Source organism: Clostridium sp. D5, from assembly GCF_000190355.1.
GTDB lineage: Bacteria > Bacillota > Clostridia > Lachnospirales > Lachnospiraceae > Faecalicatena > Faecalicatena fissicatena_A.
Genome location: NZ_GL870815.1, coordinates 130444 through 144011, shown reverse-complemented (window position 1 = coordinate 144011; position 13568 = coordinate 130444). Strand labels below are relative to the sequence as shown.

Here is a 13568-nt window from a genome sequence, read left to right as displayed (position 1 = left end):
TACTTTATTCTGCAGCTTGCCGCAGACCCGCCCGCAGGGCATACATTACAGGGTGCTCTTTGGGTATAGCTTCTTCCTACTTTCTATCATACTTGTTTTATTATAATAATTCAAGATATGCGTTTTCTTCCTCTATCTAAAAAACGTTCCCGATCTACCATTAAAAGACTAACTATTCTTCCTGTTTAGAGTACTTCATATACCGCCGTTCCAAATGCCGGAAGCACCTGCTGCCCCGCCTGATATTCTCCGGTATACAAAAGCTTCATTTTCTGTTTTAAATCAACCACCGTTTCTCCAGCCCGAAAGTTCAGAACAAACAGGTACTTTCGGCCGCCTTTCCTGCGCATGATGATTTCCACATCCGCTTCTGCATTTACCAGATCAGCAAATGGTTCCGTAGTATTCGTATACTCCAGGAGCATCTTTACTATCTCTCCGGAAAATGCACTCCCCAAATGCAGTACCTTTCCTTTTCCCACATGGTTCTCTATTAAAGCTGCTTTACCTGCATAATAGCTGTTTTTATACGTGGCGAGTACCTTGCCGCCCACATTCTCCATAATATCATTAAATACCGTCATTTCCATTTCACGGTTATTCCACACCGCCAATACAGGTTCTTCAGCAGGGCTCGTAAAAGTAAACTCTTTTACATCTGAACCGGTCAGTGCCCTCAAAAGCCCCGGCTGAGGCTGCATTACACATCTTCCGTTCATATCCTTATATCCCGCTCTGCAGCCGATAATCAGAGTCCCCCCCTGTTCCACATAAGACTTCAGCAGTTCGATGCGATTCTTATTTATAATCACAGGATGAGGATAGAATAAAACCGGATATTTTTTCAGCTCATCCAGTTCACTGTCCTTTTGCAGATAAACCACATCATAGGGGGTATGTGATTTTTCTGCTGCAGTAAATATCTCATTTTCACTATATGTACTAATCCTTTCATGCCATGCATCCACTTCTGTGTCCCATACATTATCATAGTCTTTCAAAACGGCAAACACCGCTTCAAAATCCGCACCGCTTACCGGTTCCAGTGTCTGGAATTTCCGATAAAACTCTTTTACCTCCGCCAGTTTCCTGTTGTCTCTGTTATCGTAATCTAATATACCATGCCAATACATCTCGGTACCAATTATGCAGGTGCGCCACCGGAAAAAGGAAATAAAATCAGCCCCATGCGCCACGCTCTGCATCGCCCAGAGGGTCAACTGTCCCGGACGCGGAGCCGGACCCTCCATCCGTGTTGTCCATCCATTCGCCCCGGCCTGTTGCTCCATGATTCCAAAATGCGGGCAGATCGAACGTACCTCCGTCAGATGCTTCGACCAGCGTCTGTCATTCAGATCCTGCGCCTTTTGCGGCGCTCTGTCCAGCCCATAGGCAAAGCTGGGATAGGAATCATACATGTAAACATCCAGATATTCCTTCTGCATGCGATGGTTATCCACATTCCAGAACATTCCATTGGTCATCACATAATCCCGGGGCTTCTTATATTTGCGTATGATTTCTGCCTGCATACTGCAATATGAAAGTGTACTGTGGGAAATAAACCGGTAGTAGTCCAGATGCATATGCGGATTCACCGCTTTGTTCAATGTTGGCCGCGGTACGTAGATCTGGTCCCAATGTGTATAAGTCTGGTTCCAGAATACGGTTCCCCATGCATCATTTAGCGCATCCAACGTTTCGTATTTTTCCTTCAGATATACACGGAATGCTGTCGAATCCGCCTCGGAGTAGAATTCGGAAACCTCACAGTTCAGTTCATTGTCAATCTGCCATCCCACAATTGCCGGATGTTTCCCATAATGCTCCGCAATTTTCGTCACGATTTTTGCCGACAGATCCCTGTACACCGGCGAATTGTAATTGTAATGTCTTCTGCCACCATGGCAGTATAAAATCCCCTCAATGCTGCAGTTCAGCACTTCCGGATACTTTTCCGTCAGCCATGCCGGAGGGGTTGCTGTCGGTGTTCCAAAAATAACTTTCATACCTTTTTGCAGACATAAATGTAAAAACTCATCGAAAAATTCAAACGTAAATCTTCCCTCCTCCGGTTCAAATTTACTCCATGCAAACTCAGCGACGCGGATCACTGTAATCCCGGCTTCCAGCATCCGTGTTAAATCTGTCTCCCACAGCGTTTTGTCCCAATGCTCCGGGTAATAACACACACCCATTGTCATACTCTGCCATTGAAAATTCTGTTTGTTGTTCATCTTTTCGCTTCACCATTTCCTTTGCAATGTTTACCATTTTATATAAGTTTATTTTATATAAACATGAAAGGCGCTTAAAGAGAGAAATCCGAACATTTCAAAAGAAATAAGCAGGCTGACCATCCGTTGATCAGCCTGCTTGCCGCACTGCTTTATATATTATTGTTTCTTATACATGCCCATAGTAATCTCTGTGATTTACAACAGAATATGCATAATCCAGAAGCGTTCCCCAACTGTATACCGGCAGATCCAACTCTCTCTGAATCGCTCTCGCAAAGGGCTGCATGCCCGTACACTCCAGCATAATCGCGCCCATTTCCGGGTGCTTATTTTTCAGATCACGGCACATTTCCACCATCTGCTTTTCTGCTCTTGAGTAATATGCCTCAGGCACTTCCGGGCGTACCTGGGCGTTCCATAGATTATCAAACTCCGTGCAGCCGTACTCATCCTGGGCGCCGGCTATAAAATAATTGCTGTCCGGATCTACTCCCACATTTTTCAAATGAACCGGCGTCAGAAACTTACCCATAGCAGCCACAATACCAACGCTCTTCTTTACCCCAATCGTCTGCTGTATGATCGGTACCTGCAGCAGGCTCGACATGAACACAGGAACATCTACATATCCGGCCACATCCTGTTGGAAATACGCAAAATATCCGCATTCCGCCGCAATTGCGCGGCATCCCATCTTTTCCAGCCGTTTTGCAGCATCCAGGATCGGCTGTCTGCATTGTGTTTTATCTTCCTCCCAAACCAGTTTATAAATATCTATATCTTTTACGATGTCATACTGAATGGGATAGGGAAACGCACTCGCATTCCTGACATCTCCCGGGAATCCCGGATAAACCTCATCCAATATCATGATCCCCAGCCCCATACCATAGCAGCTGTGATTTTTTCTTGCCCTGATTAATTCAATATTTGCGTCATGCGGTAAATAATACATTCTCTCTCCTCCTATACATGCAGATATTTTTCAAGCAATTTTGCCCTGTCAGCCGACAGATCCGGCTCTGTGTAGTCCCTGATGCGCTTTTCAATCAATTCGCTGGCATAGCTCATCAGATCCGGGCTCCCCTGGGACTCCCATGTTGCATAATACCCCCGCAGAGATACGTCAGGCATAAACAGTTCTTCTTTCATACACTCAAATGTCTGCTCGCATTCCAGGAATGTTCCGCCGTGCCCAACTTCCCGAATATCGTCAATTCCCCAATATTCCTCATCGTCCAGAGGGATATCCTTTTGCATGTGCAAAACTGACTGAATCATCTGCTCATCCAGTATGAACTTTTCATAGCCCAGAATATTAAAGGAATCCAGAATTCCGCATGCGTGAATCACATAGTCCACTCCGGCGGCAAGTGTCGCACACATAACGAGAGTAGATTCGCTTCCCGCCTGATAATCCGTCATTTTTGCATCACTCAGTGCTCCGCCTCCGCGGCAGGGGATCTTGTAATATTCGCAGAGCGCCTTCGACATAGCTGCAATCCTGCCTGCTTCCGGCGTTCCGATTGCTGGAGTGACAAAACGCATATCTGTAGACGCGGCCACGTTTCCATAAACAACAGGCAGCCCCGGGCATACAAGCTGTGCCAGTACAATCCCTGACAGCAGTTCTGCTGTCGCCGTTACCATGGTGCTGCCCAGAGTGATGCCAGAAGTTGCCCCGGGTAATGCACCGCATCCCAGAATCACAGGCTGTCCTTCCTCTGCAGAAGCAATAATGCAACCGGCCATATTATCATCAAACGAAAGTGGTGACAGCGCACTCGCCAGACTAATCGTCACATATTCTCCCTGATCCGCCCCATATACTTCCTTAATGAGCTGAATCCCTTTCTTTGAAACTGCATAGCCGCCGCTCGGACACATCGTCGGCTTACTTCCGTATTTGAGGCATGCCGCAAGCTGGTACATCAACACCTGATTTCCGGGAACATCAAAAGGCGTTATTACATATGGATTCATCATATGGATGGTATCACTTGTCTGCAGAAGCTTCATGCACTTTACAACATCCTCTTTTACTGCGCCTCTTCTTATATTATTCTCCTGTACATATACAGGCCCATATGCCGGGCAGAATACCGGGGAATCCCCGCCCACTTCAACATCGTACTGCCGGTCGCGTCCCCGGATTACGAACTTTTCAGGCGCCTGTTCCAAGGCTTTACGCACATCTGCTTCTTTAAAATATACAATCTTATCTTCAACCCGGTAACCGTTCTTCTCAAATATTTCCAAAGCCATCGGGCTTTCAAAGAGTATTCCCTGCTGCTCCATCGTTTCTATCGCCAGGCGGTCAATTTTACGTACCAGCTCGTCTGAGATATCTTTCTTAAAAAATCCCATTTTCGTTTCCTCCATCACTCGTTTCAGCACATTATTCTTCCTGATCTGCTACGATATCCTTGTATTTCGGGTCATCAAAGGTTCCTACTACATCCCATTTTTTACAGTGCTTCATACATTTTACGTAGGAAACGGCCATGATCACCTGCAGGATGACAATCGGCAGGCCAAATATTACCACCGAGGACTGTAATGCCTGGAACGCCTGTTCACCACCCGCGTATAATAGAATAATTGTAATTGCGCCCATCAGTACTCCCCAGAATATAACCATCATCTTTGGCGGCTCTTTTTCATTGCCGGATTCATCAAATCCAACAGTAGTCATAGCCGCAAGCGTAACGCTTACCGCCTCCGCCTGTGTATTGAAGGACAATGCAACTAATATCAGTACTATAATAGATGTAAATATTTTAAACGGAAGATTTTCAAGCAGCGCAAACATAGCGATTGAGGTACCGCTCTCAGCAATTGCTTCTCCGATTGCTGTTCCCTTAAACATATCCAAAAAGATGGATGCGCTTCCAAATGTCCCGAACCAGATAAAGATAAAGCTTGCCGGTGCGACCAGGTTTACCATAACGAACTGACGGATTGTTCTGCCTTTTGCCAGCTTAATCATGAATAAGCCGGTAAGAGGGGCAAATGCCAGCCACCATGCCCAATAGAATGTCGTCCAGCTTTCATGGAATCCCGTCTGCTTAATAGGATCCAGATTCGTCGCCAGAGGAATGAAGTTCTGAATATAGTCGCCAATCGCTGTAATTATATTTTCCATAATTCCTCTTGTAGGCCCAAAAGCAAATACAAAAATAAGAATAAAGAAATAGAGGCACATATTAAAATTGCCGACCCATTTTACACCTTTCAGGACGCCGGAGCATGCAACCGCTGTATAAATCACTGTCATAACGATAATAATGGCCGTCAGCGTGACAATACCGCCTTTTACGCCAAACACATATTCCAGACCGCCTACAATCTGCATCGTACCAAGTCCCAAAGATGTCCCCATACCTGCAACCATCGCAAAAATGGCAATTGCATCCACCAGGCTGCCTACACTGCCGTTTGCCTTTTCTCCAATCAGCGGATATAGCGATGTGCTGACACGGAAAGGTTTCTTTGCATTATAGAACAGAAAGGCTACCGCAATACCTGCGCTGGTGTAGATTGCAAATGGAATCAGCCCCCAGTGCAGATATGTATATCTCAGCGCCACCTGCGCTGCATCTGCCGTTTTTGCCTGAATTTCCAGAAAGGCCGGCGGCTCCATAAAATATGTCATTGGTTCTGCCACACACCAGTAACTGACACCAATAGCCAGCGACGATGTGAAAGATACTGCGAACCAGGAAAATTTACTCATCTGAGGCTTTGCATCCGGGCCCCCGAGTTTAATCCTTCCATATTTACTGAATCCTGCCCAAAAGCAGAATATCAGCAAGATGATTGAGGACAGAGTAAACATCCATCCTAAGTTCTCTGTAATGAGACCTAACAGCGTTGAAGCCGTACTGCCGAACTGTTCCGGAAAAACTGCGCCTAAAGCTACGCCCAGAGTCAGCAGTATTCCTGTTGGAAAAAATACCTTTTTGTTAATTAGTTGGAAAAATCCTTCTTTTTTCACTTCTCAACCTCCATTCCTATTATTTCACGGCCATGAATTTGTTTTCTTCATACTATATCACATATATGAAATAGTCAACAGTTTTAATTTCATATTTATGAATTTTGTGACAACCAAACAATTTTCCCTTTTCATTTTTGTGAAACATTTTTAGAGGTATCCTTAATTTTTGAAATGCCATTTTGTGAAAGTTTAAATGGATTTTACCCAATAGCTCACGCATCTGGTATCAGAATTATTTCCCAGACTGTGGTTTGCCTTTGCTTTTATATAGAACGCATCTCCCTCTTCCAGTTCAATCTGTTCCCCGTCAATAGATACATACATCTTCCCTTCCAGAATCAGCCCGATCTCGTCATAGTTGTGAACCCAGTTATTTGAATCGTACTGGCTGTGCGGCTCCAGTTCAATTACCAGACCGTCCAGAAGGCCGGAACCAAATTTAATCGACTCATAGCGCACTTTTCCCGGCTTTTCAAAGACAACTTTCCGTTCTTCTTTTCGTATCACTCTGCGCCCCTGGTTCATGCCATCCAGCAGCTCTATCAGAGATATTTCAAGGACACCGCATATTTTCTGCAGATTATCCAGCGTCGGACTGCAGGCATCTCTTTCGAGATTGCTCAAATACCCAATTGACAACCCGGTCTCTTTTCCAAGCTGCTTCAGTGTAATATCCTTTTCTTTTCGCAGCGCTCTTATTTTCCCGCCCACGTCATCATTCTGTTCTTCCCCAATCCTTTCATTAAATAATTCAGCCATACTTTTCCACCTCTTTTTTATTTCATTATACAAAAATCATCTCGTATACACAACCCTTTCGCAAATTAATTCTTTTATATATATTTCACAAATATGATTTTATCATTTTGTTATTATTTCATATTTATGAAATTGTCATTGACATAGAATCCTATGTTTCTTATAATATAACTAACAAATATATCGTTTATTACTATTTCAGGAGGAATAAGATATGAAACGCCAAAACCCAAGCATCTTCAACGATATCGTAGGACCGGTCATGGTGGGGCCATCCAGTTCACACACCTGTGCACCATCGAGAATCGGATATTTATGCCGTCAGCTTCTAAAGGGAAATCTGCAGAAGGCAACCGTGGAATTCGCTCGTAAAGGAGCCTATACCCTTATGTACAAAGGCCAGCGCTCGGATATGGGTTATGTCAACGGTCTGCTGGGATACCGGCCGGAGGACCCGCGCCTGAGAGATGCATTCAATATCGCCCGTGAACGTGGGATTGATATTCAATTTCTCATCAGTGACTTTGAGCCAACCGTCCCCAATCTTTCAAGACTGACTTTACACAGCGATTCCGGAGAAAAAGTAGTGGTCTACTCTGATTCTACCGGCGGGGGGACTGTAAAGCTGCTTAAGATTGATGGATTTGATGTTGAGATTGTAGGCGATTGTTATGAATTAGTATTAAAAGCAAAGACAGACAGGACAGGAGCAGAGGAATTAGTAAAAGATCTTCTGAAAGACTATGGCGCAACCGAAGGATATTACATATCTGGTGAAATAGACGGAGTATATCTTATAAACATAAAATCACGCCAAAAGCATACTGATGAATTTTTGAAAAATCTTGAAAAGAAAGCTGGAGTTTTTTATTGTATTGAAATGACCCCGGTGCTGGTGGTGCCTTCCAACAGAAACACCTCTCTTCCATTCAGAAGCGCCGAAGAACTTTTAGATCTCTGCACACAGACCCGGAAGCCGCTCTGGGAACTGGGCATAGAATACGAAACCACACGAAGCGGATGGACGCGGGAAGAAGTACTCGATTTTATGTCTTACGTCATAGAGACGATGGAACACAGCGCTAAGGAAGCCCTGAAAGGGGATATAAACATGAACGGAATTATAGAGCCCACTGCCGGGAAAGTCGAAACATATCTGAACGCATCTCCGGCCGCCTTAGATATGGGCTTATTAAACACCGCCGTTCCCTGGTCAATGGCGACAATGGAATACAGCAGTGCCATGGGCGTTGTCCTCTGTGCACCGACCGGCGGTTCTGCCGGAGTCTTCCCCGGAGCTGTCCTTGGAACCGCAAATGCGTTGAACCTTCCAAAGGATAAAAAACTGGAGCTGATGCTGACTACATCTGTCATTGGTATTGTCATGTCCAAAGACTGCAATTATTCCGCCGAGCTGTACGGATGTCAGGTCGAACCCGGCGCCGCCTCCGCAATGGCAGCCGGAGCACTCGTCTATCTTATGGGCGGATCTCCAAAACAGTCCCTGGATGCCGCTTCCTGCGCACTGCAGAATATCCTGGGAACAATCTGTGACCCGGTGGCCGGACTGGTACAGGTCCCATGTATCAGCCGGAATGCACTTTCAGCTGCCAATGCCATGGTCAGCGCCAATCTGATCATGGGCGGTTATGATCCCCTGATCCCCCTTGATCAGGCTGCCGAAACAATGTTCCGGGTCGGCAGACAGTTGCCAAGTGAGCTGCGCTGCACCTGCAACGGCGGGCTGTGTGTCACCCCCTGCGGACAGCAGCTTGCAAAAGAACAGGAAATAAGGGATGCCCAGAGATAGATACCTATTACAATTTTTGTTTTATTGCTATTTATATTTAATGTTGTATATTATAGATAAGATGCAGTATTATATTAAAAAGGGTGTCCCACTGCCCATCAAAGGTGGAGCAATAAAATTTCAGCCAAATGCAAGATATACATCCCCAATCCCATTCGCAGCTCCGGTCTGGGATCCAATGTCATTAAGATGATAATGAAAACCGGAAATTTGAAGCAGATATGTTAATTGCATATCTGCTTATTTTTTTAACCACACAAATATTTGAAGTATAACAGAATGAATGGCTGTGCCGTAAAACTGGTATTTTCAAACTCATTTCTCACCACAATCTGATTAACACCAAGCTTCGCTTCAATAGTTTAATACATAAAGGGGCTGTAACTGATTTTTTTAATTATATTTTAAATGCAGGATTATTAAATTTTATGCATCTAATTCACTCTTCCCGTTGTCTAATAGATGTAAAGAAAATAAGAAATACGATTTAAATACTTAAGTATACTGCTACAACGGTGGGCCACTGTTTATTTATGAATGTAAGGAGGAATATGGACAGATTATTAGTAAGTCAGGCGAAGAAAGGTAATTCGGAAGCGTTCTGCAGGCTGATTGATCAACATATGCAAAATATGTATAAAATTGCCCGGGTATATATGCATAATGAGGAGGATGCGGCAGATGTAATACAGGATACCATATTAACCTGTTATGAGAAATTACCGACTCTGGAACAGGACAAGTATTTTAAGACATGGCTTGTCAGAATTTTAGTTAACAAGTGTAAGAATATGCTTCGTTTGAACAAACGCATGCTTTACACCGATGCCTTACCGGAAAGTGTATTCTATGAGAGAGGATATGATTCTATGGAGTGGTATCAAATTTTAAAGCCTCTGGACGAAAAATACCGTACCATTTTATTGCTGTATTATCTGGAGGGTTTTAATACAAGAGAAATCGGTACAATTCTTGAGATGAAAGAAAGTACGGTCAAGTCCCGATTAAAAAGAGGCAGGGAAAAGATAGCTGTTGAATATCAATTTTTAATAAAGGAGGATACTAAATGCCAGCAACATTCAAATGGAATGAACACATTATAAAGAAGCAGATTCGAAGTGAGGTAGAAATACCAGAAAAGGTTACTGGAAAAGCGAGAGAGGCATACCGGATGATAGAAACGGGGCAAATAAAACAGGTGAACGCCGCAAAGGTCAAATCAAAACCTCTTCGTTGGACATTAAGGTTTGCAGGAGGCCTGGCTATGGTACTCGCAGCGAGCTTTATCATATGTGCCGCGAATCCTGTTTTCGCGAAAAACCTGCCTGTTATAGGGGACATATTTGCACAGCTGCAGGATAAGGTTAGCTTCTTTGGCAATTTTACAGATAGAGCAACCGTATTGGAAGAACCCGAAGCGGACACTGTCGATTCCCCAAATGGCGTATACACGAAAACTGATGATGGACTTACAATTACATTCTCCGAAGTATATGCGAATGAACAGACTATTTATCTGACAATGCAGGTGAAGAGTGAAGAGCCTTTCCCAGATTCTATGATGCGTGAGCTAAATGATAGACAAGACCCTGGATTCTCTTTAGATTTATCCAAACAACTCTGATTATCTCAAAAAAGCCCAGAAATACGGGCAAATTACGGGATAGGGACACTGAATTTACTACCGATTTACTACATTCGGATAGAGCTTTGACACGCTGCTCTTTCCCGTGAAGTCCTCCCACACAGATATGACACATCGAAAATCGAATACGACACCGCAGACGGCGTTCTCTTTTCCCTTTGGGGAGATCAGGACGCCGTTTTTTGCACCCAAAACCAGAAAGGAGGCAACCGCCTATGTATTTTACTTCCGGCAGTGACCGGGCCTTTGAACAGCTCATGCAGACGAGGCCGGGCGCAGACCACTTTGACAACGGCGAGGCCGGAGCGCCGGAGGATTGCGGCACTTGCCGATTTTACCGCCCGCACTGGAAGTATCAGTTTTGCGTCTACGCAGAATGTCCTTACCAGCCGGGCAAGCTCACCGCCCTTGACGGCGCGGTGAAATTTCAAGTGAAAGGAGTGGACGATGAGATGGCAGTTTTTCGAGTGGAGAAAAACCGGGGCTACACGGTGATGTCCAATCACCATCTGCGAAATAAGGACTTATCCCTGAAAGCCAAGGGCCTGCTGTCACAAATGCTGTCCTTGCCGGAGGATTGGGATTTTACCCTAAAGGGCCTCTCCCTTATCAACCGGGAACAGATCGACGCGATCCGGGCAGCAGTTAAGGAGCTGGAACAGGCCGGGTATATCGTCCGTTCCCGTGAGAGAGACGGCCAGGGGCGGCTTCGCGGGGCGGATTACATCATTTACGAGCAGCCCCAGCCAGCGCCGGATTCACCTACGTTGGAAAATCCAACATTGGAAAAACCAACACAGGAAAAGCCTACGCAGGGAAATCCAACGCAATTAAATAAAGATAGACAAATAAAAGACCCATTCACTACGGATGGATTAAATACCGATTCCATTCCTATCCTTTCCCCTCCCTCTCCTTTGGGGGAAACAGCGGCTGCGCCGCCGGAACGGAAAGGAACGGGAGCGAAGTCGCAGAGCGACGTAGCGGTTTATCGGGAAATCATCAAGGATAACATCGAGTATGGACACCTTTGCCAGCACACCAAGGGGATTGACCGGGAACTGCTGGACGAAATCGTGGATTTGCTGGTGGAAACCGTATGCAGCGCCCGAACGACCATCCGCATTGCCGGAGATGATTATCCGGCGGATCTGGTGAAGTCCAAACTGATGAAGCTAAACAGCTCTCACATGGAGTTTGTCTTTGACTGTATCAGCAAAAACACCACGGAAATCCGAAATATCAAGAAATATCTGCTGGCGGTTCTGTTCAACGCCCCCAGCACCATCAACGGCTATTACACGGCACTGGTGGCCCACGATATGAACACCGGCAAAATCTGAAAAAGGAGGACAGCCCTATGAAACAGGGGACTTTGATTTTTGACGAGCAGGCAGACCACTATGACATCCGTTTTGACCTGGCGGACTACTACGGCGGCCTGCACTGCGGAGAAACCTTTGATGTACTGGTAGGCGGCAGATGGAGGCCCACCCGCATGGAAATGGCTGAGAACTGGTATCTGGTAGGTATTCGCACCAACGACCTTTCCGGCCTGCGGGTGCGTATCTAAGCCGTGCCGCCTGCCTGCTTTGACTTCCAAGGAGGGATAGCAGTTGCAGGAAGAAATCGAACAGAACACCATCGCATTAGCGGTTAAGACCGGCAAGCTCACGGGCCAAGTGCTGCAAGCGGCCATGAAGAAATTTCTGGCTGCCCGACAAACGGCCAAAATAAAGCCCCACCAAGGCAGACAGAGCTTGCGGCATCTCAAAAAGGACGGCTCCGCCCTGTCCAACATTGAAATCACCGATGCCAACATTGGCCTGTTTCGGCCCTGCGCCAAGAAATACGGCATTGATTTTACCCTGCGGAAAGACCGCACCACTCATCCGCCCCGGTATATCGTGATTTTCAAATCCAAGCAGGCGGACAATCTGGAACAGGCATTCAAGGAATTTACGGCCAAGAAGCTCAAACAGCAGGAACGCCCCTCCATCCGAAAGGCCCTCTCGGCTATGAAGCAAAAGACGGCGGCCAGAAACCGCCAGCAGGCCAAGGAGAAAATCAAGGAAAGGGGGCTGTCTCTATGAGGCTGGAAGTGAAAAAGCGGATAATCGCCAACCTGCCCTATCTACTGTTCGTTTACCTGTTCGGCAAGCTGGGGCAGACCTACCGGCTGGCGGCTGGGGCGGACTTGTCGGAAAAGTTCTTGCACCTTGCGGACGGCTTTTCCTTTGCCTTTGAAAGCGTCTCCCCCAGCTTCCGCCTGTTCGATCTGGCGGTGGGTGTGGCCGGTGCGGTGGCATTGCGTCTGATGGTGTACGTGAAAAGCAAGAACGCCAAGAAATACCGCAAAGGGGTGGAATACGGCAGCGCCCGATGGGGCGGCCCCAGAGATATCGCCCCATATATCGACCCCGTGTTTGATAACAACATCCTCCTGACCCAGACGGAACGTCTCACCATGAACAACCGGCCCAAAGACCCCAAGACAGCCCGGAACAAAAACGTGCTGGTCATCGGCGGCTCCGGCAGCGGCAAGACGAGATGTTTTGTGAAGCCCAACCTTATGCAGTGCGTGTCCAAGGACTACCCGACCTCATTCGTGATTACTGATCCCAAGGGCAGCCTGATCGGTGAGGTGGGCCAGCTTCTTGTGCGGTGCGGATATCGGGTAAAGGTGCTGAATACCATCAACTTTTCCAAGAGCATGCGCTATAACCCGTTTTGCTACATCCACAGCGAAAAGGACATCTTAAAGCTGGTAAACACGCTGATCAGCAACACCAAGGGAGAGGGCGAAAAAAGCGCCGAGGATTTTTGGGTGAGTGCGACTCGTTCGCAGACGGTAAAAAGTCTGCGCACGAGCAACGGTTTTCCGTTGTTCGGAGAACTGGTAGTTTGATAGGTGGAATGACGGGGTAACGCCCTGAAACGCCTACCCTTGATGGGCGTGCATTAGCTGTAATGGCTGGTGTACGAAGCCCCATGACAAAGGCTGAGAGTAACCGTAACCACTGCCTAAAGTGGTCGAAAGCGGTCTGGAGGCAGACTGTGTTACCTATAAGCCGAGAGTCTATAAGATACCTATGGTTAGAATGTTCGCTTTGG

General features: G+C 46.3%; 11 protein-coding genes and 1 pseudogene. 7 read left to right on the top strand and 5 right to left on the bottom strand.

The genetic code is table 11. The annotated features are described in order from the left end of the window. Positions 1 to 185: 185 nt before the first annotated feature. The 5 genes from HMPREF0240_RS15985 to HMPREF0240_RS15965 form a co-directional block, all read right to left on the bottom strand. Positions 186 to 2237 carry a beta-galactosidase gene (locus HMPREF0240_RS15985; protein WP_047772466.1) on the bottom strand — a complete coding sequence of 684 codons (2052 nt, stop codon included), beginning with the start codon at positions 2235 to 2237 and terminating at the stop codon, positions 186 to 188. Positions 2238 to 2406: 169 nt separating this feature from the next. Then, positions 2407 to 3195 (bottom strand): aspartate/glutamate racemase family protein, encoded by a 789-nt coding sequence (locus tag HMPREF0240_RS15980; RefSeq protein ID WP_009004448.1) that lies wholly within the window; start codon positions 3193 to 3195, stop codon positions 2407 to 2409. Between the two features lie 11 nt (positions 3196 to 3206). After that, positions 3207 to 4607, bottom strand: coding sequence for a trimethylamine methyltransferase family protein (locus tag HMPREF0240_RS15975; RefSeq protein ID WP_157134255.1), 1401 nt, complete (start codon positions 4605 to 4607; stop codon positions 3207 to 3209). Positions 4608 to 4638: 31 nt separating this feature from the next. Next, positions 4639 to 6237, bottom strand: coding sequence for a BCCT family transporter (locus HMPREF0240_RS15970; protein ID WP_009004446.1), 1599 nt, complete (start codon positions 6235 to 6237; stop codon positions 4639 to 4641). A gap of 192 nt (positions 6238 to 6429) precedes the next feature. Continuing rightward, positions 6430 to 6999 (bottom strand): XRE family transcriptional regulator, encoded by a 570-nt coding sequence (locus tag HMPREF0240_RS15965; protein ID WP_009004445.1) that lies wholly within the window; start codon positions 6997 to 6999, stop codon positions 6430 to 6432. 214 nt (positions 7000 to 7213) lie between these two features. Between HMPREF0240_RS15965 and HMPREF0240_RS15960 the strand changes: the two genes are divergently transcribed. From HMPREF0240_RS15960 to HMPREF0240_RS15925, 7 genes and pseudogenes are all read left to right on the top strand, one after another. Next, the gene (locus HMPREF0240_RS15960; protein ID WP_009004444.1) at positions 7214 to 8809 is read left to right on the top strand and encodes an L-serine ammonia-lyase, iron-sulfur-dependent, subunit alpha; all 1596 of its coding nucleotides are present in this window, start codon (positions 7214 to 7216) and stop codon (positions 8807 to 8809) included. 551 nt (positions 8810 to 9360) lie between these two features. Beyond that, the gene (locus tag HMPREF0240_RS15950) at positions 9361 to 9912 is read left to right on the top strand and encodes an RNA polymerase sigma factor (RefSeq protein WP_009004443.1); all 552 of its coding nucleotides are present in this window, start codon (positions 9361 to 9363) and stop codon (positions 9910 to 9912) included. Continuing rightward, positions 9876 to 10433: a DUF4179 domain-containing protein gene (locus tag HMPREF0240_RS15945; RefSeq protein ID WP_009004442.1), complete on the top strand. Its 558-nt coding sequence runs from the start codon at positions 9876 to 9878 to the stop codon at positions 10431 to 10433. The genes HMPREF0240_RS15950 and HMPREF0240_RS15945 overlap by 37 nt, the downstream gene beginning before the upstream one ends. A gap of 236 nt (positions 10434 to 10669) precedes the next feature. Then, positions 10670 to 11797 carry a DUF6017 domain-containing protein gene (locus tag HMPREF0240_RS15940; protein ID WP_009004441.1) on the top strand — a complete coding sequence of 376 codons (1128 nt, stop codon included), beginning with the start codon at positions 10670 to 10672 and terminating at the stop codon, positions 11795 to 11797. A 17-nt stretch (positions 11798 to 11814) separates the two neighbouring features. Beyond that, entirely contained in the window at positions 11815 to 12027 is a 213-nt protein-coding gene (locus HMPREF0240_RS15935) for a DUF5348 domain-containing protein (RefSeq protein WP_009004440.1), read from the top strand. Positions 12028 to 12070: 43 nt separating this feature from the next. Further along, positions 12071 to 12547, top strand: a complete 477-nt coding sequence (locus HMPREF0240_RS15930) for a PcfB family protein (protein WP_009004439.1) — start codon at positions 12071 to 12073, stop codon at positions 12545 to 12547. Next, positions 12544 to 13284, top strand: a pseudogene (locus tag HMPREF0240_RS15925) (type IV secretory system conjugative DNA transfer family protein); the annotation flags it as partial. The gene HMPREF0240_RS15930 and the pseudogene HMPREF0240_RS15925, both read left to right, overlap by 4 nt. Positions 13285 to 13568: the final 284 nt, after the last annotated feature.

Excerpts from the sequence above, each read along its gene's own strand:
- HMPREF0240_RS15960 (WP_009004444.1), top strand. The coding sequence starts at position 7,214 with ATGAAACGCCAAAACCCAAGCATCTTCAACGATATCGTAGGACCGGTC.
- HMPREF0240_RS15975 (WP_157134255.1), bottom strand. The coding sequence starts at position 4,607 with ATGGGATTTTTTAAGAAAGATATCTCAGACGAGCTGGTACGTAAAATT.
- HMPREF0240_RS15985 (WP_047772466.1), bottom strand. The coding sequence starts at position 2,237 with ATGAACAACAAACAGAATTTTCAATGGCAGAGTATGACAATGGGTGTG.
- HMPREF0240_RS15945 (WP_009004442.1), top strand. The coding sequence starts at position 9,876 with ATGCCAGCAACATTCAAATGGAATGAACACATTATAAAGAAGCAGATT.
- HMPREF0240_RS15935 (WP_009004440.1), top strand. The coding sequence starts at position 11,815 with ATGAAACAGGGGACTTTGATTTTTGACGAGCAGGCAGACCACTATGAC.
- HMPREF0240_RS15940 (WP_009004441.1), top strand. The coding sequence starts at position 10,670 with ATGTATTTTACTTCCGGCAGTGACCGGGCCTTTGAACAGCTCATGCAG.
- HMPREF0240_RS15965 (WP_009004445.1), bottom strand. The coding sequence starts at position 6,999 with ATGGCTGAATTATTTAATGAAAGGATTGGGGAAGAACAGAATGATGAC.
- HMPREF0240_RS15950 (WP_009004443.1), top strand. The coding sequence starts at position 9,361 with ATGGACAGATTATTAGTAAGTCAGGCGAAGAAAGGTAATTCGGAAGCG.
- HMPREF0240_RS15980 (WP_009004448.1), bottom strand. The coding sequence starts at position 3,195 with ATGTATTATTTACCGCATGACGCAAATATTGAATTAATCAGGGCAAGA.